Annotated in this window: 20 protein-coding genes; 12 read left to right on the top strand and 8 right to left on the bottom strand. The window is 62.9% G+C overall.

From position 1 onward, the window contains the following. Positions 1-5: 5 nt before the first annotated feature. The 5 genes from BQ8794_RS19325 to BQ8794_RS19305 all read right to left on the bottom strand — a co-directional run bounded on the left by BQ8794_RS19325 (position 6) and on the right by BQ8794_RS19305 (position 5,478). Positions 6-1,577, bottom strand: a complete 1,572-nt coding sequence (locus BQ8794_RS19325) for a bifunctional 3-(3-hydroxy-phenyl)propionate/3-hydroxycinnamic acid hydroxylase (protein WP_077380245.1) — start codon at positions 1,575-1,577, stop codon at positions 6-8. Positions 1,578-1,640: 63 nt separating this feature from the next. Further along, complete coding sequence (locus BQ8794_RS19320) at positions 1,641-2,678, bottom strand: Ldh family oxidoreductase (RefSeq protein ID WP_077380430.1); 1,038 nt, start codon at positions 2,676-2,678, stop codon at positions 1,641-1,643. A gap of 32 nt (positions 2,679-2,710) precedes the next feature. After that, entirely contained in the window at positions 2,711-3,592 is an 882-nt protein-coding gene (locus BQ8794_RS19315) for an alpha/beta hydrolase (RefSeq protein ID WP_077380244.1), read from the bottom strand. A gap of 90 nt (positions 3,593-3,682) precedes the next feature. Beyond that, the gene (locus tag BQ8794_RS19310; RefSeq protein WP_244555030.1) at positions 3,683-4,582 is read right to left on the bottom strand and encodes a VOC family protein; all 900 of its coding nucleotides are present in this window, start codon (positions 4,580-4,582) and stop codon (positions 3,683-3,685) included. A 104-nt stretch (positions 4,583-4,686) separates the two neighbouring features. Beyond that, positions 4,687-5,478 carry a fumarylacetoacetate hydrolase family protein gene (locus BQ8794_RS19305; RefSeq protein WP_244555029.1) on the bottom strand — a complete coding sequence of 264 codons (792 nt, stop codon included), beginning with the start codon at positions 5,476-5,478 and terminating at the stop codon, positions 4,687-4,689. Positions 5,479-5,786: 308 nt separating this feature from the next. Between BQ8794_RS19305 and BQ8794_RS19300 the strand changes: the two genes are divergently transcribed. Together BQ8794_RS19300 and BQ8794_RS19295 are read left to right on the top strand one after the other, a co-directional pair. Beyond that, on the top strand, positions 5,787-6,941 hold the full coding sequence (locus BQ8794_RS19300; RefSeq protein ID WP_077380241.1) for an alcohol dehydrogenase catalytic domain-containing protein: 1,155 nt from the start codon (positions 5,787-5,789) through the stop codon (positions 6,939-6,941). A 61-nt stretch (positions 6,942-7,002) separates the two neighbouring features. Then, complete coding sequence (locus BQ8794_RS19295) at positions 7,003-7,545, top strand: cupin domain-containing protein (protein WP_077380429.1); 543 nt, start codon at positions 7,003-7,005, stop codon at positions 7,543-7,545. 92 nt (positions 7,546-7,637) lie between these two features. Here BQ8794_RS19295 and BQ8794_RS19290 read toward each other — a convergent pair whose 3' ends face one another. Continuing rightward, positions 7,638-8,594, bottom strand: a complete 957-nt coding sequence (locus BQ8794_RS19290; RefSeq protein WP_077380240.1) for a LysR family transcriptional regulator — start codon at positions 8,592-8,594, stop codon at positions 7,638-7,640. A 101-nt stretch (positions 8,595-8,695) separates the two neighbouring features. On the opposite strand from BQ8794_RS19290, the gene BQ8794_RS19285 reads away from it, so the two are divergent. From BQ8794_RS19285 to BQ8794_RS19240, 10 genes are all read left to right on the top strand, one after another. After that, on the top strand, positions 8,696-9,877 hold the full coding sequence (locus BQ8794_RS19285; protein WP_077380239.1) for a cytochrome P450: 1,182 nt from the start codon (positions 8,696-8,698) through the stop codon (positions 9,875-9,877). Between the two features lie 11 nt (positions 9,878-9,888). Continuing rightward, on the top strand, positions 9,889-10,206 hold the full coding sequence (locus tag BQ8794_RS19280) for a 2Fe-2S iron-sulfur cluster-binding protein (RefSeq protein ID WP_077380238.1): 318 nt from the start codon (positions 9,889-9,891) through the stop codon (positions 10,204-10,206). A gap of 3 nt (positions 10,207-10,209) precedes the next feature. Next, entirely contained in the window at positions 10,210-11,481 is a 1,272-nt protein-coding gene (locus BQ8794_RS19275) for an NAD(P)/FAD-dependent oxidoreductase (RefSeq protein WP_244555027.1), read from the top strand. Between the two features lie 360 nt (positions 11,482-11,841). Further along, positions 11,842-13,050: an amino acid ABC transporter substrate-binding protein gene (locus BQ8794_RS19270; RefSeq protein WP_077380237.1), complete on the top strand. Its 1,209-nt coding sequence runs from the start codon at positions 11,842-11,844 to the stop codon at positions 13,048-13,050. A 61-nt stretch (positions 13,051-13,111) separates the two neighbouring features. Then, positions 13,112-13,978, top strand: a complete 867-nt coding sequence (locus tag BQ8794_RS19265) for a branched-chain amino acid ABC transporter permease (protein WP_077380236.1) — start codon at positions 13,112-13,114, stop codon at positions 13,976-13,978. Further along, positions 13,978-14,946: a branched-chain amino acid ABC transporter permease gene (locus tag BQ8794_RS19260; RefSeq protein ID WP_077380235.1), complete on the top strand. Its 969-nt coding sequence runs from the start codon at positions 13,978-13,980 to the stop codon at positions 14,944-14,946. Before BQ8794_RS19265 ends, BQ8794_RS19260 begins: the two co-directional genes overlap by 1 nt. Continuing rightward, positions 14,943-15,677 (top strand): ABC transporter ATP-binding protein, encoded by a 735-nt coding sequence (locus BQ8794_RS19255; RefSeq protein WP_077380234.1) that lies wholly within the window; start codon positions 14,943-14,945, stop codon positions 15,675-15,677. Before BQ8794_RS19260 ends, BQ8794_RS19255 begins: the two co-directional genes overlap by 4 nt. Then, positions 15,670-16,398: an ABC transporter ATP-binding protein gene (locus BQ8794_RS19250; protein ID WP_077380233.1), complete on the top strand. Its 729-nt coding sequence runs from the start codon at positions 15,670-15,672 to the stop codon at positions 16,396-16,398. Before BQ8794_RS19255 ends, BQ8794_RS19250 begins: the two co-directional genes overlap by 8 nt. A gap of 132 nt (positions 16,399-16,530) precedes the next feature. Continuing rightward, positions 16,531-17,385, top strand: coding sequence for an S-formylglutathione hydrolase (gene fghA, locus BQ8794_RS19245; protein WP_077380427.1), 855 nt, complete (start codon positions 16,531-16,533; stop codon positions 17,383-17,385). A 108-nt stretch (positions 17,386-17,493) separates the two neighbouring features. Then, a complete protein-coding gene (locus BQ8794_RS19240; RefSeq protein WP_077380231.1) occupies positions 17,494-18,228 on the top strand; it encodes an FCD domain-containing protein in 735 nt (244 codons plus the stop codon). Between the two features lie 131 nt (positions 18,229-18,359). Here BQ8794_RS19240 and BQ8794_RS19235 read toward each other — a convergent pair whose 3' ends face one another. Together BQ8794_RS19235 and BQ8794_RS19230 are read right to left on the bottom strand one after the other, a co-directional pair. Next, positions 18,360-18,947 carry a YceI family protein gene (locus tag BQ8794_RS19235; protein WP_077380229.1) on the bottom strand — a complete coding sequence of 196 codons (588 nt, stop codon included), beginning with the start codon at positions 18,945-18,947 and terminating at the stop codon, positions 18,360-18,362. A 46-nt stretch (positions 18,948-18,993) separates the two neighbouring features. Beyond that, the gene (locus BQ8794_RS19230) at positions 18,994-19,857 is read right to left on the bottom strand and encodes a hypothetical protein (protein ID WP_077380227.1); all 864 of its coding nucleotides are present in this window, start codon (positions 19,855-19,857) and stop codon (positions 18,994-18,996) included. Between the last annotated feature and the right edge of the window lie 172 nt (positions 19,858-20,029).

The raw sequence follows: 20,029 nt of genomic DNA, 5'->3' as shown, positions 1-20,029 counted from the left end.
ACACGTCATTTGTCGGGTGCCGCCACCAGCATCATCTGGAGTTGACACACGAGCTGCTCGGCCCCTCGCGCGTCCGCGGCCGTACCGAAGACCACATGGTCCGGCCGCACCAGGGCGGCGCGCGCGCCCTTCGCGGTCAGCCAGTCGACGAGAACGCGGTCTTCTTCCACCAGCAGCGAAGGATAGGATGTCTCCTGCGCCACGCGATGCACGGCAATGCCCACCTGCCGCGCCTTGTCCAGCAGGGTGGGCGAGGGGTCCATGTGTCCGGCGATGAGAAGCTGGAATCCTGGTGGCAACGCATCGTCGAGCCGCATCCGGCCGAAAGGCCCGATAATCCAGGGTTGAGGACATGGTTCACCGACGCGAGGGCTCGGCGAGCCATCGATGTTGCTGGCGACAAGTCCATGACGGATTGGCGGAAAGAGGTTCTGCCGGATCTGAACACCTTGGCCCGCGCGCACGGCCTCGGCCATCTCGGCATCGCGCGCCTGTGCCTTGTCCGGATCCAGCTCGCAGATGAACTGTCCAAGCCGCTTGGTGATGTCGATGACTTCGCGCATGAATGGCCTGCGCTCGGCCTCGTAGGTGCCGAGGAGGTGCTCCGATCCGCCGCCGATCGCACGGGCCAGCTTCCAAGCAAGATTGGCTGCATCCTTGATGCCTTGCACCATTCCCTGCGCGAGAAAAGGCGGGGTCATGTGGCAGGCATCGCCGGCTAGAAAGACACTGCCCACGCGCCACTGCTCCGCAACAAGGGCGTGGAAGTTGTAGGTCGCCGAGCGCCACAGCCTGGCCTGGTCCGGCCGAAGCCAGGGCGAAAGCAATTGCCAGATACGTTCCGGGCGGTTGACCTCTGCCGGATGTTCATCCGGCAGGATCATGAACTCCCAGCGGCGTAGCTGGTCAGGCCCACACACGTACGTATGCGGCCTCGCGGGATCGCAGAACTGGACGTTGGTCTCCGGCAACGGCGCGTGCTGATCCTCCAGGATCATGTCCACCACGAGCCAGGGTTCGTCGAAGTCGAGGTCCTCCAGCGCGACGCCCAGCCCGCGCCGGATGAAGCTGTTCGCGCCGTCGCAACCAACGACATAGCGCGGGGCGCGCCTCGTGCGCTCGCCATTCGCCTTGTCGCGCAGTGTCAGGACGGGCCTTTCGGGATTCTCAAGGCCGACGAGTTCGGTTCCGGTGCGCAGCGCCAGGTTGGGGAACCTCTCGCCATTGGCGCGCAGGGCCCGTTCTAGCTCCGGCTGCAGGAAGGTCAGGTAGGGCGGCCAGGCAAGCGGGTAGGGCTCGGCAGGGGACTCGAACCGGCGCAGCAGGGTTCCGTCGGCGGACCTGTATTCCGACGGGCGATAGTGCCCCGTCGCTGCGGCCACGGCGTCGGCCGCGCCGATGTTCTGGAAGATCCGCATCACCTCGTGGTCCATGCCGATCGCGCGAGGCAGTGCATAGACGTCGTCAGCGGCGTCTATGCCTTCCACCCTGACGCCTGCTGCCGCAAGAAGATTGCACAAGGTGATGCCGACCGGGCCGAGCCCGACCACCACGACGTCCGCCTCATCGTGCGTCATCAGTGAGACCCCCGCTGGTTTCGGTCCTTTGTTGGCTGGCTTGGTGAGGGCTGCCACTTGGCATCACTGCAGGAAGGCCGGCACCTCGAGCCCCAGCCGGACGGCTGCATCGGCGAGGTTCCTGGCCGTGCGCTTCGCCAGCGGGATGCCGTTGGCGGTGCGCTCCAGCCCGGTTTGGAAGCCGCGTTCGCCGGGTAGTTTGACGCCATCGGAGCCGGCTGCCGGATCGAGCGCATGGATCGCGCCGGCGAGGCTTTCCACCGAGGCGAGAAAGGACGAGCTGTCGCCGAAGGCCGCCGGATTGATGGCAAGCACAAGGCCATTGAAGCCGCCTTTCTTGTCGCCGTGCAGGAACGGCGCGATGACGGCGTTGCCTACCAGCACGCTCGACAGAATTTCGATCATCAGCGACAGACCGGATCCCTTCGGCCCGGCCATCGGCAGTATGGCTGCCACAGCATGCGGGTCCTGCGTTTCGACGCCGTTGGCGTCGATGGCCCAGCCCTTGGGGATCGGGTTGCGCGAATCTTTGGCCGCCATGATCTTGCCGAGCGCAACGGCGGCGGTAGACATGTCGAGTACGATCGGATCGGCGCCATCAGGCCGTGGCACGGCGATCGACAGCGGATTGGTCGACAGCGCCTCGCCCTTTGCGCCGAAATAGCTCATGAGCGGTCTTGATGCGGTCATGGCGATGCCGATGAGACCGCGTTCGGCCAATTTGGTGGTGAAATAGCCGATTGCGCCGGCATGGGATATGGCGCGGGCGCCGCACCAGCCGATGCCGAACGCTTCCGCCAGATCGGCGGCTTTGCCTGCGGCATGCATCATGGCGACGGCGCCCGGCGCCTTTCCGTAGTCGAAGACGCAGGTCGCCCCGAACTCCCGGATCAGCGTCGGCTGTTGACCGGCGCACACGACAGCGGTCTCGATCATCTCGACGTAGCGCGGGATCCTGAGAACACCGTGCGAATCCGCGCCACGCATATTGGCCCACACCAGCAGCCGCGCTGTTTGTGCCGCCTCGTCCGGCGTATAGCCGGCAGCATTGAGCAGCGCGGTCGCAAAATCCGTCAGTTCGTTTCCTTGGGCGACGGGCATGCCGAATGTCTCCTGGTTTGGACGCATCGACCTCAAGCTGCTGGGGTTGCCGGGAAGAACTTGTCGAGCCAGCCCTTGAGCATCATCTTGGTGCGCGGCGCGTCCTCCGGTGCGAGCGGGAAGTGGGCGGTGCCCGAGATCAGCATCAGCTCGGCCGGCTGCCCGGCCTTTTCGAACAGGCGGATGGACTGCTCGGTCGGCGTGATGATGTCGTCGGCAGTGTGGAAGAACAGGGCTGGCCGGGGCGCTATGTTGGCAACCACGTCCTCCGCCCTGAAATTCATCATGCTCCATGCCGTCTCGGTCGGGATTTTCATGATCGCCTTGGGCGACAGGTTGTTGCGCAATTTTTCCGGGATCGGCACCGCGTCGAACCGCGAGATCCACATGCTCTCGCCCGTCGCGCGCTTGTGCTCGCGTCCCTTCTCGAGCAGGCCCATGAAGCGCTGCCAGGCCTCCGGCGTTGGGTGCTGGCCGCGGAACTTCCGCTCGCCGTGACCCCAGCCGCATGAGGAGATGACGCAGGCGACCCGCTCATCGACGCCGGCCGTATAGACCGAAACCGCGGCGCCGAAGCTGTGGCCGGTGATGCCGATTCGCTTCGGATCGATCTCGGGGCGCTTGGCAAGAAAGGTCAGCGCGTTCTTTGCGTCGGCGACCTGATCGAAGCAGCGCACCTGAGCGCGCTCGCCCTCGCTCTCGCCGCAGCAGCGGAAGTCGAAGCGCAGCGCGGCATAGCCGAACGTCTCCATCATCTCCGCCTGGATCTGGGCGTGCGACTCGTCCTTGGAACCGACGAAGCCGTGGCAGACAATGAATGCCGGCAGCTTCTGTCCGGGACGGTGGCTGTCGGGAATGTGCAGAACCGCCGATAGTTTCAGGCCGTCGGATTCGAACGTCAGTTTTTCCTGCATAACAATCTCCTATCCGAAGCAGCGCCCCGCCCCGCCCGAGCCGAGCTGCTTCGCCTTGCTTGCCTGTGTGGTCTGCCGCCGCCTTCCGGATCAGTCGATCCTGGCGAATGGAAAATGGTGCTCGCGCCATTCCTGAGGGGCGGGAGAACCCCAGACATTCATCTGGCGGACGTTTCCCGGGCGCTCCAAATTGGTGATGACGTTGGGTACGAAGTGGGCGTCGTCGGCGACTGTGTGCATGGCGCCGGAGCACTCGACCATCGCGCCGCTGGCATCCAGGTAATAGGCATAGGTGTTGTCGCCCGGACGATGGCGGCCCGGCCCCCAAACGACCTGGCGGTCGAACCCGTCGAGAATGTCGCCAAGCCGGCAATAGTCGCTGAAGTGGCTGAATTCGAAAGAGTAGTGGTGAAGCCCGACCGGACCCTTCACCAGACCCAGAATGTGGTGCTGGCGGTTGCCGCCATGCATCCAGCTCAAAGCCTCGTTGACCATGCGCTCGGTGAGCTGCATGCCGCAGATTTCGGAGAGCTGTCGCCTTGTGGCGACCGGGTCGGGGGTGATGAGATTGATGTGGTCGAGCCGCCGCGGCTTGATGCCGTTGGTCGGGTAGCGCGGATTGTACATGTCGTCGCGCGCCGGGGTGTGCACCTCGAAGCGCAATCCGTCCGGCGTCGCGAAGGTCACGCCGGCGTCGCAGCAGGCTAAGCTCGGTTCACGCGAGAGGATCCGGCAGCCGGCGCGGTCGACGCGTGAGGCGGCTTCCGCGACAGCCTCGGCGGTCAGCGCTTCGAGCCCGATCGTGTGGCAGGAATTCTCCTCGGAATGGAGAAGCACGAGTTCTGCCTTGCGGCCGTTCGAGCTCAGCCATGTCTCGCCCGCCGCCTGCTTGGTGACCCGCAGGCCGAGAATCTCCGTCGAGTCGTGGATCACGGCATCTACGTCACGGACATTCAGCTTTATGTGACCGACCCCAAACACCAGGTGCATCACCAGTCTCCTTCCTATGGCCGCAGCGTGGTCCTGGCGATCTCCTTAGATCAAACTCAGCTCCACGGCAACAAATTTCGAAAAAAAGATATTATTGCGAAATATTAGGACGACTGATCCGAGATCACGGTGTTTCGCAGCGTTCCAATGCCCTGGATCTCGATCTCGACCTCGTCGCCAGGGAAAAGGAATTCAGGCGGATTGCGGCTTGCGCCGAAGCCTGATGGCGTGCCTGAAACGATGACGTCGCCAGGGTCGAGCGGGGCGAATGTCGAGATGTAGGAGATCAGCCAGGGGATATCGAAGATCATCCGGTCGATCGCGATCGACTGCCTGCTCACGCCGTTGACCCGGCTCTCCAGAAGGAGGCGTGCCGGGTCCGGAATCTCGCGCGTACAGACCATCCAGGGACCAAACGCGCCGCTGTGGTAGAAGTTTTTTCCGGGCGTGAACTGGCTCGAGTGCTTCTGCCAGTCGCGCACACTCCCCTCGTTGAAGCATGCATAGCCGGCGACGTACGCCATTGCTTCGCCGCGCACGATCTTGTGTGCGCGGCGGCCGATGATCACCGCCAACTCACCCTCGAAATCCAGCTTGTCGGAAACCGCTGGCTTCAGGATGGCGCCTCCATGGCCGGTCTGTGCTTGCGCGTGGCGCATGAACAGCAGCGGGAACTGTGGCGCCGGCTTGTCATCCTCGTGGAAGTTGGTGGCGACGCAGAAGATCTTGCCTGGGTTGGGAATTGGCGGCAGCAGGCTGACTTCAGCAAGCGGCAAGGCTTCGAGATCGCATTCATCGGGCGTGAGGTCGGGAAACCGGCTATCGAGATAGGCTTTGAGATCCGGCGGCGCGCCGGGAACGGAATCCAGCCGCAGGATGATTTCACCGTCAACCATTCCGTAGCCGGCACCGTTGCGTTCAACGAAAGAAGCGAATTTCAAAGACTCACCCATTTACGACGCACCTTGAAAGCAGGTACTTCCGACCTCGGAGTAAACCGGATTTTCGAAAATAGGCAAGCCATCGTTAAGAAGGCGACAAGCAACCCGATCTCAGGCCGAAATGGTCTGACCGCTGCCTGGGCGTGGTGCCGAGTCCGTGGTCATCATCACAAAGTTACGAAAAAAGATTGATATTTCGAAAAAACTATGCGACCACCGGTCTGGCCTCGGGAGGAGGCCCATGTGCGCGAGAGAAGCTCGGCATGCGCTGGTTTGAGCGAAAGGGAGGTATCGACGTGACAGCAATTCCGGAGACGATGAAGGCCGCGCGCATGCACGAGATCGGCGGCCAGCTGAGGATCGAGGAAGTGCCGGTCCCGAAGCTTGGGTCGATGGACGTGCTCGTTCGCGTCAGATCGTGCGGCATCGTGCCGAACCTCGCCAACATCCTGGCGATGTGGCCGACCTGGTTTCCCCACATGCCGCAGCCGCCGCTGCCAGCGATTTTCGGCCTCGACCCGACCGGCGAGATCGCGGCGGTCGGCAGCCAAGTCCACAGTCTGAGGCCCGGCGATCGGGTCTACGTCAATCCGGGGCGCTCCTGCGGCTCTTGCCGTCATTGCCGGCGCGGCGACACGATCTCCTGCCGCCATTACGCCTTCCAGGGCTATTTCGGCTTTAGCCATGAAGCGCTTCAGACATTCGAGGACTACCCGGTCGGCGGCATTTCCGAGTACATGGCCGCGCCGGCATCGGCGATTGTGGCTCTGCCCGACAACATGACCTTCGATCAGGCGGCACGGCTCGGCTACATGGGCACCGGCTATTCCGCTCTGAAGAAAGCGCAGGTCGGTCCCGGTGACACGATCCTTGTCAATGGCATCTCCGGCACGCTCGGCATATCGATCGCAGTGTTCGGCCCGTCGTTCGGGGTCAAGAAGATTCTCGGCACTGGTCGCGACAGGAAGCTGCTGAAGGAGATCGAAGCGCTGGCGCCTGGCATCATCGAGACGCATTCGCTGGACGACGGATCGGCAGACGAATGGGCCCGTTCCAAGACGTCGCATGGCGAGGGTGTCGACGCCTTTATCGACTGCAACGGTCCCGGCACGCCGCAAGAGCCTTTCCTGGCGGGCCTCAGGGCGCTGCGCCGCGGCGGTATCGCCGTCGACATCGGCGCCGTGATGGGCGCGGTTCCCATCGACGTGCACATGATGATGGACCGCAACCAGCGTCTTATCGGTTCGGCTTGGCTGACGACATCCGAGGGCCAAGAAATGGCCGACCTCGTCGGGATCGGCAAGGTCAGCTTCGACCTCCTGGAAACCCAGGCGACGCCCATGAGCAAGGTCAATGAGGCCATTTCGGGTATCGCCCAGCGTCATGGTGGGTTCTCAAATTTTGTGGTCCATCCGTAATTGCATACTTATGGGTATTCTGATACCCAATGGTATTCATGTTATCTGGGAGGATCAAGACATGAACATTCGCCGCGTTGTCACCGGAAAGAACGCAGCAGGAAAATCGGTATTCATCAGCGACGGCTCTTCGCCGCGCGAGATGGCGCTGCAGCACACGCCCGGTTTGGTTTCGTCCCCGCAGTGGAAGATCGACGGGACGCCGGATCTGGCCAAACGGGACGGTGCCGACCCGATGGCGAACGAAAGCACGATGCTCGCTTCGGTCGGAGGTTCGGTGTTCTGGATAATCACCTTTCCGCCGGACAGCGTGATGATGTCGCCCGACTGGAAGCCCGAACTGGCGGGTCCGGAGCACCTGAAGGCCGCGCCCGGCATCGCCGAACTCTTCGAGATGGACAATCCCGGCATGCACCAGTCGCCGACGGTCGACTACGTGACCGTCGTCAAGGGCCGGCTTGTCCTCGAGCTTGACGACGGCAAGACCGTCGAACTGGCACAGGGCGATACGGTGGTGCAGCAGGGCGCGCGCCATGCCTGGCGCAATCCCTTCGCCGAGCCGGTGACGATCTCGGTCGTCATGCTCGGGGCGACCACGGTGTAAGTGTTGTCACTCCCGGGCGGATCGTCCATCCAGCTTGGTCTGGCTGGTAAAGTGCGCTCCGCTTGCGCGGCACCGGCTTCGTCTGCCCAGGCTTACTGTCCGCCCGTCAGGCGATCATCTCGTCTTGCCGTGGGCGGGTCCCCGTCGCCGAGATTCTCCTCGGCGACCTCGGCCAGGATCTGGCGGGCCCAGCGGTGCAGGCCGGAGTGGTGCGTGCGCTCGGTCCAGTACATGTCGACCTGGATGAAGACGTCCATCGGGAACGGGCGCAAAGCGAGCCTGTCCGAAAGGCGACGCGCCAGTCGATACGGAATCGTCGCCACCAATTCGGAGGCCGGTATCAGGCGTTCCAGTATGTCATGGCTGGAGACGGTGACGTCCGGCTCCAACTCGATGCCCCTGGCGAGCAGCGCGGCGAAATAGAGAGCCTCCCAGCGCCCGTTATGGGTGACCGCGACATGCCGCGAAGCGCAATAGCGCTCAAGCGTCAGTGCTCCGCGCGTGAGTTCGTGCGCCGGGTCCATGACGCAAGCATAGTGATCCGAAAACATCTTCCTGCGGTAGTAGATGTCCCCGAGAATCGAGACCGGGCCAAGCACGATATCGCAGGTGTTCTCCTTCAGCTGCTGCTTGCCGTCGACGGCGGACTCGAAAATGTGGATCGTCGCCTGCGGCGCCTCCTTCTGCGCACGCCGCAGAAAGTCCGGAATGAGAAACATCCGCTCATGATGGTTGCAGGACACCGTTACGCTTCCTTCGGCCGTGGCTGGGTCAAAACCCGACGGCGAAGAAAGCGCCGCCATCTGCTCAAGGATGCCGCGTGCCTGCTGGGCCAGCTGTTCGCCCTTATCGGTTGCCACGATCGAATTGCCCTGGCGGACAAACAGCGGATCATTGAAGGCCTTTCGCAGCCTCTTGATGGCGTAGCTTATGGTGGACTGGTTAACGCCGAGAAGCTGGGAGGCGTCGGAAAACGAGGCGCGGTCCTGGACAGCAACAAGCGTCTGCAAGGCCGCGAGGTCCACACTGGCAAGCTCGTCGGGCAGCATTGCTATCCTCCTCCATGCAAATTTTCGATGACATCTATCTAACTCATCGCATTGCTAAATACACGTCGATTTCGTACGCCGTTCCCCGACAGGAGGAAATCATGAGCGAAGCCGTGAAAGTGGTCGACGACGTTGCGTTCGAAGACCTGCTTGCCAACCCGTATCCGGTCTTCAAGCGCGTCCGCGACCTCGGGCCGGTCGTCAAGGTCGAGGCGGCCAACATCATGATGGTCACGCGCTTCGACGACATTATGGCCATCGAACGCGACCCCGAGACGTTTTCCTCCACCAATCCGCAGTCGCTGCTGAACACTGTGATCGGGCCGAATTTGATGCGCAAGGACGGCGACGATCATGCCCGCGAAAGGGCAGCGATGGATCCGAGCCTGCGGCCTGGTGTCGTCAAGCGGTGCTGGGCCGACCCCATGCGGGCCATTTGCGACGACGTTATTTCGCAGATCGAGCACAGGGGCGAGGCCGAACTTTTCGAGGAACTCGCCGCGCCGATCGCGGCACGCGCACTGGCCGACATATTGGGTTTCGACGGCGTCGACTGGCGCACAATGGCACTGTGGTCGCAGTCGCTGATCGACGGTTCCGGCAACTACTCGCATAACCCGGAGATCGCTCGCAAGGCGAAGGAGGCAGCCAGCGGCGTCGAGAGCGCCGTCGACAGGATGCTTCCCCATCATCGGGACAATCCAAATCCTTCGATGCTGTCTTCGATGCTCCAGGCCGATCCTCCGCAGACGGTCGAGCAGATCTACGCCAACATCAAGGTCGCAATCGGGGGCGGGCTGAACGAGACCCGCGACTCGATCCTTACGCTGATCCTTGGCCTGCTGCAGAACCCGGACCAGCTCACGCGCATTCGCGCCGAGCCTTCGCTCTGGGGACAGGCCTTCGAGGAAGCGGTGCGCTGGATTTCGCCGATCGGCATGTATCCGCGCCGCCTGACCCGTGACGTCGAGATCTCGGGGACGCTGGTCCGCAAGGGCGAGCAGGTCGGTCTATGCGTCGGCGCCGCCAACCACGACGACAGCCGTTTCAGCGATCCGGAGAAATTCGATGTGTTCCGGGAGAAGAAGTCGCACCTGGCGTTCGGCGCCGGATCGCATTTCTGCGCCGGCACATGGGTGTCGCGCGCGCTGGTGAGCCAGATCGCCGTGCCGACGGTGTTCGAGCGGTTGCGCAATCTCCGGCTCAAGGATCCGGACCGCGTCCGCATCCGCGGCTGGGTGTTTCGTGGCCCCACGCATATGCCCGTCATCTGGGACGCTTGAGGGAGAGTTTCATGCCGAAGATCAAGTTCCTCCTCGCCGACGGCGCGGAACTCGCCCTTGAGGCCGAGAACGGCCGCACCTTGATGGAAACCGCACTTGAAAACAGTGTGCCGGGCATCATCGCCGAATGCAACGGCTCGGCGGCCTGCGCCACATGCCATGTCGTGCTTCCCGAGGAAATCATGGTGGCGCTCGGGCCGATCAGCGAGCATGAAAACGACATGCTGGACTTCGCCGAAGCGCCGCGCGAATCCGGAAGCCGGCTGAGCTGCCAGATCAGGGTCAGCGACGCGCTGGACAACGTTTCCGTCCGCATTCCGGCCGCCTAGCGGTTGCGGCTGGCCATGCCCCACGACGTCGACCATCCCGCCACCGCCATACCCGGCAACGAAAGCAGCATCGTGATCGTCGGCGCCGGACAGGCCGGCCTGTCGACGGCCGAGAAGCTGCGGGCGAACGGTTTTGTGGGATCGCTCACCCTGATCGGGGACGAGGCCGATGCTCCCTACCAACGTCCTCCGCTGTCGAAGGCCTATCTTCTTGGCGAACTCGAGCGGGGCCGGTTGAAGCTGAAAGCGGAGGACTGGTACGCAAAGAACCGGATCGCGTTGCGACTGGGAACGCGCGTCGCATCCATCGACCGCGGCCGGCGGCGCGTATGTCTCGCCGATGGCGGCATGTTTGCCTACGACCGTCTCGTGCTCGCAACCGGATCGACCGCCCGGAAGTTGCCGCAGGCGATCTCGCGCGGCCTCACGGGTATCTTGACGATCCGTACGCTCGCCGACATCGATACGTTGCGGCCGGCGCTCAAAAGGCGAGGCAAGCTCCTTGTCATCGGCGGTGGGTATATCGGCCTTGAGATCGCCGCCGTCGCGCGTGGGCTCGGCATGACAGTGGATGTCGTGGAGGCCGCCGATCGGCCGCTAGCGCGGGTGGCCTCGGCGGAAACGGCGAGGGCTGTCGAAGACCTTCACCGGTCCAGGGGCGTGACGTTCCATCTCGGCAAGGCGGTGGACGAGTTGTTGGGCACTGACCACGTGGCCGGTGCAAAGCTCGACGACGGCACGATCATCGCCGCCGACGTCGTCGTGGCGGGAATCGGCGGCATGCCGCAAACGGCGCTGGCGGCTGAGGCAGGCCTTGTCGTCGACAACGGCATGGCCGTCGACGCGTACGGGCGCACGGACGACCCGTTCATCTGGGCCGCCGGCGACTGCGCCAACTTCTCCTTGCCGGGAGGAGGGCTGCGGATGGAGAGCGTCGGCAACGCCATCGACAGCGCCGACCTGGTCGCCCGCAACATCATGGGGGCGCGCGAGCCCTACAAGCCGAAGCCATGGTTCTGGTCGGATCAGTTCGATCTCAAGCTGCAGATCGCCGGCCTGTCCAGGCCGGGCGATACGGTGGTTGTCAGGCACGGGGCGGGCCCAGGACGGTCGCACTGGTACTACCGCCAGGGGCAGTTCGTCGCCGTCGACGGGCTGAATGCACCGCGCGACTATCTGATCGGAAAGCGCCTGCTTGCCGCGTCGGCCAGCCCCGACCCCGCTCAGGTAGCGGACCCGGTGCTGGCGCTCGAGGCCCTGGCGAGCTCGAAATGAAGGCCCGGTCCGGCAAACCCCGCGTTTCCGCGTCGCCTGACGGATAAGCAGGGAGCAGGGACGCACCGGCAGACTTTTGGTATTGACATTCTTACTAGTATCTGAATACCATATTGTATCTTAATGATGCGAGGCGGAAGCGGTTTTGGACGGGCGCAGCCTCGTGCTCCGGCCAATCGGGTCCGGCGAGGAATATCGTCATTCAAGAAAAATAACGAAAATAGTAGATATTACGAAATTAGATGGATAATCGGAGGAAAATGGCCTAAGCAATTCGCTAGGGAGGATCGGGCGAACAACTCGTTCTCGCGAGCCGCGAGGCGGGGGAGCGCCCACTGCAACCAGAACTGGGAGGAATCGATGTTGCGACGCAGTTTCAATGTACTCATGCTTTCGGCGGCCTTGGCGGTCGGCACAATCGGCGCCGCCATGGCGCAGGACCCGGTCAGGATCGGCGTCAGCGCATCCAAGACCGGGCCGCTCGCGGGCGGCGCGTCAGGTGTGCTTTGGCCGAACATCAAGCTGTGGGCCGAGAAGGTGAACAAGGCCGGCGGCCTCAAGGTCGGCGATCAGATGCGGCCGATCGAGATCGTCGAGTATGACGACAAGTCTTCGCCGGAAGAGGCGGTCAAGAACATCCAGCGTCTCGCCACCCAGGACCAGGTCGACCTGATCATCCCGCCATATTCGACAGGCCTCAATCTCGCGACCGCCCCGCTGATCGCGAAATATGGCTACCCGCAGATCGTCTCCACCGGCAATGCCAACGATCTCGACCAATTCGTCAAGCGTTGGCCGAACACGTTCTGGCTGCTCGGCCCGGCACAGGGCATCGCCGACGGTATCGTCGGCACGCTCAAGGATCTGCGCGACGCCGGCAAGATCGGCAATCGGGTCGCGGTGGTCAACGTCTCCGATGCCTTCGGCCTCGAGATGATCAAGACCGGCAAGCCGGCGCTCAAGCAGGCCGGTTTCGATATCGTCTACGAAAGCTCCTATCCGCTCGGCAACCAGGACGTCGCTCCCGTGATAGCAAGCGCCAAGGCGGCGAACCCCGACGCCTTCGTCGCCTACTCCTACCCGCCGGACAGCTTCGCTCTCACCGAGCAGGCGCAGTTGCAGAAGTTCAACGTCAAGGCGTTCTTCGTCAGCGTCGGCGGCAATCTCGACGCCTACGGAAAACGCCTTGGCGCCGCTGCCAACGGGGTCCTGATCATGGGCGGTGTCAATGCCAGCGATCCCGTCTTCCAGGCCTATCGCAAGGAGCACCTCGAGGTGACGGGCCAGGAAGCCGATTGGTGGGCGAGCCCGGTGGCCTATGCCAGCCTGGAGATCCTGCAACAGGCCGTCGAGCACGTCGGCAGCCTGGATAAGGAAGCGCTCAACAAGGAAATCCAGTCGGGCACCTTCAAGACCGTCATCGGCGATGTCCACTTCGACAATAACATCAACAACAACAATTGGACGGTGGGCCAGTGGAGCGATGGCGTCGTTCATGGCGTCAGGGCGACCGGGAACCTCCAGGGCGCGCAGCAGCCAGTGATCAAGCCCGTCTGGCCCAGCAACTGATCCGATCCTCCCAGGGGCCTCGGCGTCCTCGTGGCGCCAGACCCTCACCGCGAGAATACCAATGCTCATCCTGCTGACAGGCCTGCTCCTTGGGGGCACCTATACGCTCATCGCCCTCGGGCTCACGCTGCAGTACGGCGTGGCGCGGATAATGAACCTCGCCAATGGCGAGACGCTCGTCGCCGCGTGCTTCGTCACCTTCTGGCTGTATACGGGCTACGGCATCAATCCGCTTCTTGGCCTGCTGGTGATCGGCCCCGGCGCTTTCGTCATCAACTGGCTGATCTATGCCTGGCTGATGCAGCCTCTGGTGAAGCGGGCCAGGAACCGCGGCATGCTCGAGGTCGATTCGATCCTGGCGACTTTCGGACTGCTGTTCTTGTTCCAGGGGCTGATGCTGCAGGCCTTCGGCGGGTCCTATTTCAACTATGAGTTCCTCGCCCGGCCCTTCTCGATCATGGGCGACTCGTTCGGCCTCAACCGCGTCGTGGCCTGTGTCGCCGCGGCCGTCATCGCCGCCGCTCTCTACGTCTTCCTCTACCACACCGACCGCGGCACGGCCGTTCGCGCCGTCGCCGTCGATCCGCGCGCCGCACGGCTCGTGGCGATCGATGTGCGCCGGACGGCGGCCTTCGCTTTTGCCCTGGGAGGCGCGATCACGGCCTGCGCCGGCACGCTGCTGTCGACCTTCTACACGTTCAACACGTCGATGGGCGTGCTGTTCACCATGAAGGCGCTGATCATCGTGATCATGGGCGGTGTCGGCGACATTCGTGGCGCGGTTCTCGCCGCCCTCGTGCTTGGCCTTACCGAGACGCTCGTCGCCAGCCTGCTGGATCCGGGGCTGACGCTGGCGGCCAACTACGCCCTTTTCATCCTCGTTCTGCTGTTCCGGCCGCAGGGCATCTTCGGAAAGCGGCCGGCGTGATGAATATTCCGCGCAATGAACTTCTGGCTGTTGGCGCCGGCCTTGCCGGCGCGGCTGTGCTGGCCTTTCTTCCCTTGGTCACCGAGGGGTTCTGGCTGTCGGTCAGCGTGAACATCATGCTCTATGCGGCCATATGCACGGCCTGGGCGCTCTTTTCCGGGCCCACGCACCTGGTCTCGTTGGCGAGCGCCGCCTTCTTCGGCGTCGGAACCTATTCGGTCGCGATCTTCATCGACGTCCTGCCTTTCCCGGCGCTCGTCCTCATCGCGGTCGCCGCCGGTGCCTTGCTGGCCATATTGGTCGGATTGGCGACCCTCAGGCTCTCAGGCGTCTATTTCGTGATCTTCACGCTCGGCCTTGCCGAGCTCATGGGCCAGATCGTGACCTGGGTGCAGACCAATTTCGGCGGCACGATCGGGCTGTACATCTTCACCGATCTCACCGAGGCGCATCTCTACTGGATGCTGCTTGCGCTGACGGTGATCGTGTTCATGACCGGGTGGCTCATCAACAGGTCCCGGCTGGGCCTGGCGTTGCGCATCATCGGCAATGACGAGGCCGTGGCGCGCCATGTCGGCGTCGACACCGCTCGCGCCAGGATCATCCTGTTCGCGGTCTCGGGGGCCTTCATTGCCGTGGCCGGCGCGATCATGGCGCCTCGTTATTCCTACATCACGCCGGACGCGGCCTTCAATCCGATGACGTCCTTCCTTGTGGTCATCATGGCTCTGCTCGGCGGGACACGCCGCCTGTGGGGCCCCCTGGTCGGCGTCGTCCCTTTCACCCTGGTGATGGACTTCATTTCGGGCCACTTCCCTAACCAGACGGCGGTGATAGTCGGCATCGCTTTCCTGGCGATCGTCTATGTGCTTCCCGACGGTGTCACGGGCCAGCTGGAAAGCCTGTTCCGTCGTCGCCGCCCAACCGACCAGGGCTTGCTGGCAACGACCGTGGAGGAGGGGAGATGAGCGTTCCTTTGCTGGCCATCGACAGGGTGCGCAAGGCCTTCGGCGGCCTCGTCGCCGTCAACGATGTGAGTTTCGAGGTCGCCCAGGGCGAGCTGTTGGGACTGATCGGCCCGAACGGTTCAGGCAAGACCACGATGCTCAACCTCATATCGGGGGCGCTGTCGCCGACATCGGGCAATATTCTCCTGTCCGGACAGCCCATCGCCGGACTGGCAGCCCACAAGATCGCCCGGATCGGGGTTGCCCGGACCTTCCAGCTGGTACGCGTCCTGCCGTCCATGAGCGCGGTGGAGAATGTCGTCGCCGGCGCCGTCTTCGGGCACAACAGGCTCTGGGGCGGCGAGGCACTGACGCTTGCCCGCGAACTGCTGGCACGGGTCGGGTTGAAGGGCCGCGAGGAGATTCCCGTGGCGGCAATGACCTATATCGACCAGAAGAGAATAGAGCTCGCCCGTGCCCTTGCGAGCAACCCTCATGTCCTGCTGCTCGATGAGTGGCTCGCCGGCCTCAACCCCAGCGAACTCAGGATCGGCATGGAACTCATCCGCGAGATCAGTGCGCAGGGCCGGACGATCATCATGGTCGAGCATGTGATGGATGCCATCCGCTCGCTTTGCCAACGCTGCGTCGTCATGAATTCCGGTGCGAAGATCGCCGACGGCATCTCGGCCAGCGTCCTGGCCGACCCGGAGGTTGTCCGCGCCTATCTGGGGGACGACGACGATGCTTGAGGTGTCCAATCTCGGCGTCCGCTACGGACGCCATGTTGCGCTCGAAGGCGTTTCCGCACGCGTTTCCAAAGGCGAGATCTGCGTCATCCTGGGTGCCAACGGCGCGGGAAAGTCCAGCTTCCTCGGCGCTGTCGCCGGGCTCGTCGGGACGGAGGCCGGCACGAGGATCGTCATGAACGGCAAGGATGTCACGAAACTCGACGCCCATCTGATGGTGGAGGAGGGGATCGCGCTCGTCCCGGAAGGCCGAGGCATCTTTGGCGAACTCACCGTGGCGGAGAACCTGCGGCTTGGAAGCCATGCCAGGCGCGCGAAGCCTGACGCGGGCAAAATGCTTGATTTTGTCTACGGGCTGTTCCCCCGGCTCGCCGAACGCCGTCGCCAATTGGCGCAGACGATGTCGGGAGGGGAGCAGCAGATGGTCGCGATCGGCAGGGCGCTGATGTCGAAGCCGGACATCCTGATGCTGGACGAGCCCTCCCTCGGCCTGTCGCCACTGCTGTCCAAGGAGCTGTTCAAGTCACTGGCCACCATCGCCGCCGAAGGTTTCGGCATCCTGCTCGTCGAGCAGAACGCGCGGCTGAGCCTCAAGACCGCCGATCGCGGATACCTGATCGAGACGGGAAGGATCGTCGGAGAGGACACGGCGCCAAACCTGCTCAAAGATCCAAAGGTCATGAGTGCCTACCTCGGCGACGCCGCCGCGGCGGCAGCGCATTAGCGGACTGCCGCACGCCAACCATCTGCTGGTGCCGCCCGACATCGGGCAACCTGATCCACCAGGCTTGCCGCAGCCGCAGCCGATGCCATAGATGGCTATCATTGGCGCTTGAAATTGGTGGAGAAGGACGACATGCCGGAACCCATGAACACCATCTCCCAGGCAAAATCCCATGGCGGGGTGCAGGGCGTCTATTCGCACCTGTCGACGAGTTGCTCCTGCGACATGACGTTTGCCGTTTTCGTGCCTCCACAGGCTGAGGAAACGCCTTGCCCGGTGGTGTGGTATTTGTCGGGCCTGACCTGCACCCATCAAAATGTCATGGATAAAGGCGAATACCGGCGCATGGCCGCCGAACTTGGCCTGATCGTCGTCTGTCCGGACACCAGTCCGCGCGGTGCCGACATCCCCGACGAGAAGGACAATTGGCAGTTTGGCTGCGGCGCCGGTTTCTACCTCAATGCGACGCAGGAGCCTTATGCGAAGAATTACCGGATGTATTCCTATATCGTCGAGGAGCTGCCGGCGTTGATCGCTGCGAATTTTCCGGCAGACATGTCACGCCAAGCCATAACCGGCCATTCAATGGGCGGGCATGGTGCATTGACGATTGCCTTGAAGAACCCGGAGCGGTTCAGGAGTTGCTCGGCCTTCGCGCCGATCGTGCAGCCAAGCACAGCCGGCTGGTCGAGGCCGGCCCTCGAAAAATACCTCGGCGTGGATGAAGCCTCGTGGCGGATCTACGACACCACATCGCTCATTGAGGATGGGCATCGCTTTCAGGAATTTCTCGCCGACCAGGGGACATCCGACGGGTTCCTGAATGACGGGCTAAGGCCCTGGCTCCTGGAGGCGGCCTGCGCCAAGGCCGGCATTCCACTGAAACTGCGCATGCAGGATGGATACGACCATTCGTATTTCTTCATTTCGACCTTCATGGACGACCATCTGCGCTGGCATGCTGAGAGGCTGTTGCTTAACGGCTGAGGCCAACACGCCCGCCCTGGCCGGTATCCCGCCGCTTCGACGCGGCAGGTTTGATTATTTCGAAAATCCGCAGTAATCTCCGCGATAATTCAATGCGGAGTCGTATGCATGGGTAACACCCTCAAGGCTGCCGGAGAGACACGCGCTGGGGATGTGTTGGCGCGCATGCGGAGCGACATCATCAGCTGTGCCTTGAAACCGGGAACCAAGCTGCGCTTCGAGACGCTGAGGGAGTTGTATGAAGTCAGCTTCTCCACTCTGCGCGAGGCCCTGTCGCGGCTGGTGGCCGAAGGCCTGGTTGTGGCGGAGGGGCAGCGCGGGTTCCTGGTCGCGCCAGTCTCGCTGTTTGATCTCAACGATCTGACGGATGTCCGTGTGCTCGTCGAACGGCAGTGCATCAAGCTGGCAATCGATCGTGGCGACGATCGCTGGGAGGCGGACATCATGGCCGCCTTCCATCGGATGGATCGCCTGCAAAGCCGGCTTGGTGCGAGCTACTATCTCTCCGACGAATGGGCCACGTTGCACAGTGCGTTCCACCTGTCGCTGGTCGCTGCATGCGGTTCGCCCAATCTGCTCGAGATCCGGCAGAAGCTTTTTGAGCGCGCCCACCGCTACCGCAGGATGTCCTCGCAGTTTCGCCCGCAATGGCGCGCAAAGGACGTCGAGCACAAGATGATCATGGATAGGGTCATCGCCCGCGACACGGCCACGGCGCAGGATCTGGTCGACCGGCATATCCGCGAGACGACCGAGAACGTCATTGCTCATGCAAGCCACCTTTTCGCGCAAAGTGGGACGGCCGATGCCTTCAGGCGTCCGGATCCCGTGGCCGCAGAGTAGGCCGCGGCAAGTTTCACTTGGCGCAATCCGTGGGTGATGGTGACCGAACCAGCCTGAACGAACGCTGCCGATGGGATCCGCTTCCATCGAGCCATCCGGCAGGCGACAGCCTGCCGGATGGTCACCGTGAATTATGAACGGGCACGCCCTTCAACCTGAATCACGAGGCTCACGTCGTCGCCGATCATTCCGAGCGCGGCCTTCATGCCGAAGTCGCTGCGTTTGATCGAAGTTCGCGCACTGAAGCCGACGACGTGGCTCTTGTCCCACGGGTTCTCGCCTTCCTTGTTGAAGGTGACGTCCAGCGTGGCCGGCTTTGTCACCCCTGCGATCGTGAGATCGCCCGTGATCGTTCCGGATTTGGCATCGACCGCCTTGAATTCCCGCCCGACAAAGGTGATCTGCGGGAACTCGGTTGCGTTGAACCAGTCGGCGCCCTGGATGTCGCTATCGCGCTGGCTGTTGTTGGTCGAGATGCCGGCAACTTTCACTGCAACGTCGAGGCTGCTGTCAGCCGGGTGGGCGGCGTCGAACGCGAACGTGCCCGAGAACTCCTTCGCCGTTCCGATCACTTGCGAGAAGCCGAGATGGTCGATGAAGAAAGCGATGCCCGAATGCACGGGATCGATTTCGAAAGTCCCAGCCGCGGCTGTTTCGGCGGCTAGCGGCAACCAGGCGATCGTGGCGGCAAGCAAGGTGGTCCGCAGTAGTTTCGACATAGGTGTAACTTCCTCCTAAAATGGTTTCCGACAGTTCTCTTCCGGGTCATACCGGGAAGCTTGAGCCATACCGCGCGATCACAATCGCCAGGGATGCGCCGACTGGCAGCAGGCAAATCCCGACAAATGCGGCGAGGCGGACGGCTTTGTTCGTGGCGCGGATCCGGCGCAAAACCGGATCGACGACAAACGGCGCGACAAAGACCAATGACAGCACGGCCAGCGCCGGCATGTCGGTCTTGCGCGTGATCAGCGTGACGGTCTGCGCGACCGCTATCATGCCACCTGCTCCTCCCAAGAGGGATGCGGAGCGGAATCCGAAATCCGGATTTGAGATATTGGTGGCGACAATGGCCGCTAGGGCGGCTGCGAAAAGCAGGCTGAGCTGGAAGCTCGAGGACGATGCCCCCAATAGCGCGATCGGCGCGAATCCGGCGCATGCGATGCCGAGCAAGGCGGCGCGCCTTGTGCCGGATTCATCCTCGGCCCGGTCTGTTCCACCGGAAAGGCCATGCATCACCAGCAGGCCCCATAACGCGGCCACCGCCACTTCCGGGAGCGCATCGGGCAGCCGAGCCGCTCCTATATACGCGGCGGACGCGATCGGCTGGGCAAGGACAAGTGCGCGACCCAGCATGCCACGGCCGGCGGCCTCGGCCAGGACACCGAGCGCCGTTCCAATCACGGCGACGAAGAAGACCTTGTTGACCGCACCTACTGGCGGGAAAGACGGCACCTTGTTGTAGGCCAGCCAGTAAGCGACGAGGAAGGAAGCGGGCACCAGGAGGTCCGTCCAGAGCTTCCCGGCGCGAAGCCAGCGCAGCAGCCCAGCTGCCACAAGCGCCAGCAAACCAGCCGTAACCATGCCCAGGACCATCGCTTCCTGTGGTGATTGCGCCAGGCCGCTCATGTCAGCTGTTCCGCAGCGCGTCGAACTGTCGGCTGCTGATATCGGCGACACTCTTGGTGAGGGCGCATGTTTCCTCCTTCGGCTCGATGTTACATCAGCCGACTTCCTCGTTCGGTATGTTGACATACCGTATGTTTTTTAGATACTAGATGGTATCTCAAATTATTATGCG

The sequence above is a fragment of the Mesorhizobium prunaredense genome (genome assembly GCF_900156895.1).
Classification (GTDB): domain Bacteria; phylum Pseudomonadota; class Alphaproteobacteria; order Rhizobiales; family Rhizobiaceae; genus Mesorhizobium; species Mesorhizobium prunaredense.
This window is presented reverse-complemented; position numbering and strand designations above follow the sequence as displayed.

Coding starts and splice junctions, on each gene's coding strand:
- BQ8794_RS19260 (WP_077380235.1), top strand. CDS start 13,978: ATGAATATTCCGCGCAATGAACTTCTGGCTGTTGGCGCCGGCCTTGCC.
- BQ8794_RS19250 (WP_077380233.1), top strand. CDS start 15,670: ATGCTTGAGGTGTCCAATCTCGGCGTCCGCTACGGACGCCATGTTGCG.
- BQ8794_RS19325 (WP_077380245.1), bottom strand. CDS start 1,577: ATGACGCACGATGAGGCGGACGTCGTGGTGGTCGGGCTCGGCCCGGTC.
- BQ8794_RS19265 (WP_077380236.1), top strand. CDS start 13,112: ATGCTCATCCTGCTGACAGGCCTGCTCCTTGGGGGCACCTATACGCTC.
- BQ8794_RS19300 (WP_077380241.1), top strand. CDS start 5,787: ATGCGCTGGTTTGAGCGAAAGGGAGGTATCGACGTGACAGCAATTCCG.
- BQ8794_RS19230 (WP_077380227.1), bottom strand. CDS start 19,857: ATGAGCGGCCTGGCGCAATCACCACAGGAAGCGATGGTCCTGGGCATG.
- fghA (WP_077380427.1), top strand. CDS start 16,531: ATGCCGGAACCCATGAACACCATCTCCCAGGCAAAATCCCATGGCGGG.
- BQ8794_RS19305 (WP_244555029.1), bottom strand. CDS start 5,478: ATGGTTGACGGTGAAATCATCCTGCGGCTGGATTCCGTTCCCGGCGCG.
- BQ8794_RS19315 (WP_077380244.1), bottom strand. CDS start 3,592: ATGCAGGAAAAACTGACGTTCGAATCCGACGGCCTGAAACTATCGGCG.
- BQ8794_RS19285 (WP_077380239.1), top strand. CDS start 8,696: ATGAGCGAAGCCGTGAAAGTGGTCGACGACGTTGCGTTCGAAGACCTG.
- BQ8794_RS19240 (WP_077380231.1), top strand. CDS start 17,494: ATGGGTAACACCCTCAAGGCTGCCGGAGAGACACGCGCTGGGGATGTG.
- BQ8794_RS19270 (WP_077380237.1), top strand. CDS start 11,842: ATGTTGCGACGCAGTTTCAATGTACTCATGCTTTCGGCGGCCTTGGCG.
- BQ8794_RS19235 (WP_077380229.1), bottom strand. CDS start 18,947: ATGTCGAAACTACTGCGGACCACCTTGCTTGCCGCCACGATCGCCTGG.
- BQ8794_RS19295 (WP_077380429.1), top strand. CDS start 7,003: ATGAACATTCGCCGCGTTGTCACCGGAAAGAACGCAGCAGGAAAATCG.
- BQ8794_RS19255 (WP_077380234.1), top strand. CDS start 14,943: ATGAGCGTTCCTTTGCTGGCCATCGACAGGGTGCGCAAGGCCTTCGGC.
- BQ8794_RS19280 (WP_077380238.1), top strand. CDS start 9,889: ATGCCGAAGATCAAGTTCCTCCTCGCCGACGGCGCGGAACTCGCCCTT.
- BQ8794_RS19310 (WP_244555030.1), bottom strand. CDS start 4,582: ATGCACCTGGTGTTTGGGGTCGGTCACATAAAGCTGAATGTCCGTGAC.
- BQ8794_RS19290 (WP_077380240.1), bottom strand. CDS start 8,594: ATGCTGCCCGACGAGCTTGCCAGTGTGGACCTCGCGGCCTTGCAGACG.
- BQ8794_RS19320 (WP_077380430.1), bottom strand. CDS start 2,678: ATGCCCGTCGCCCAAGGAAACGAACTGACGGATTTTGCGACCGCGCTG.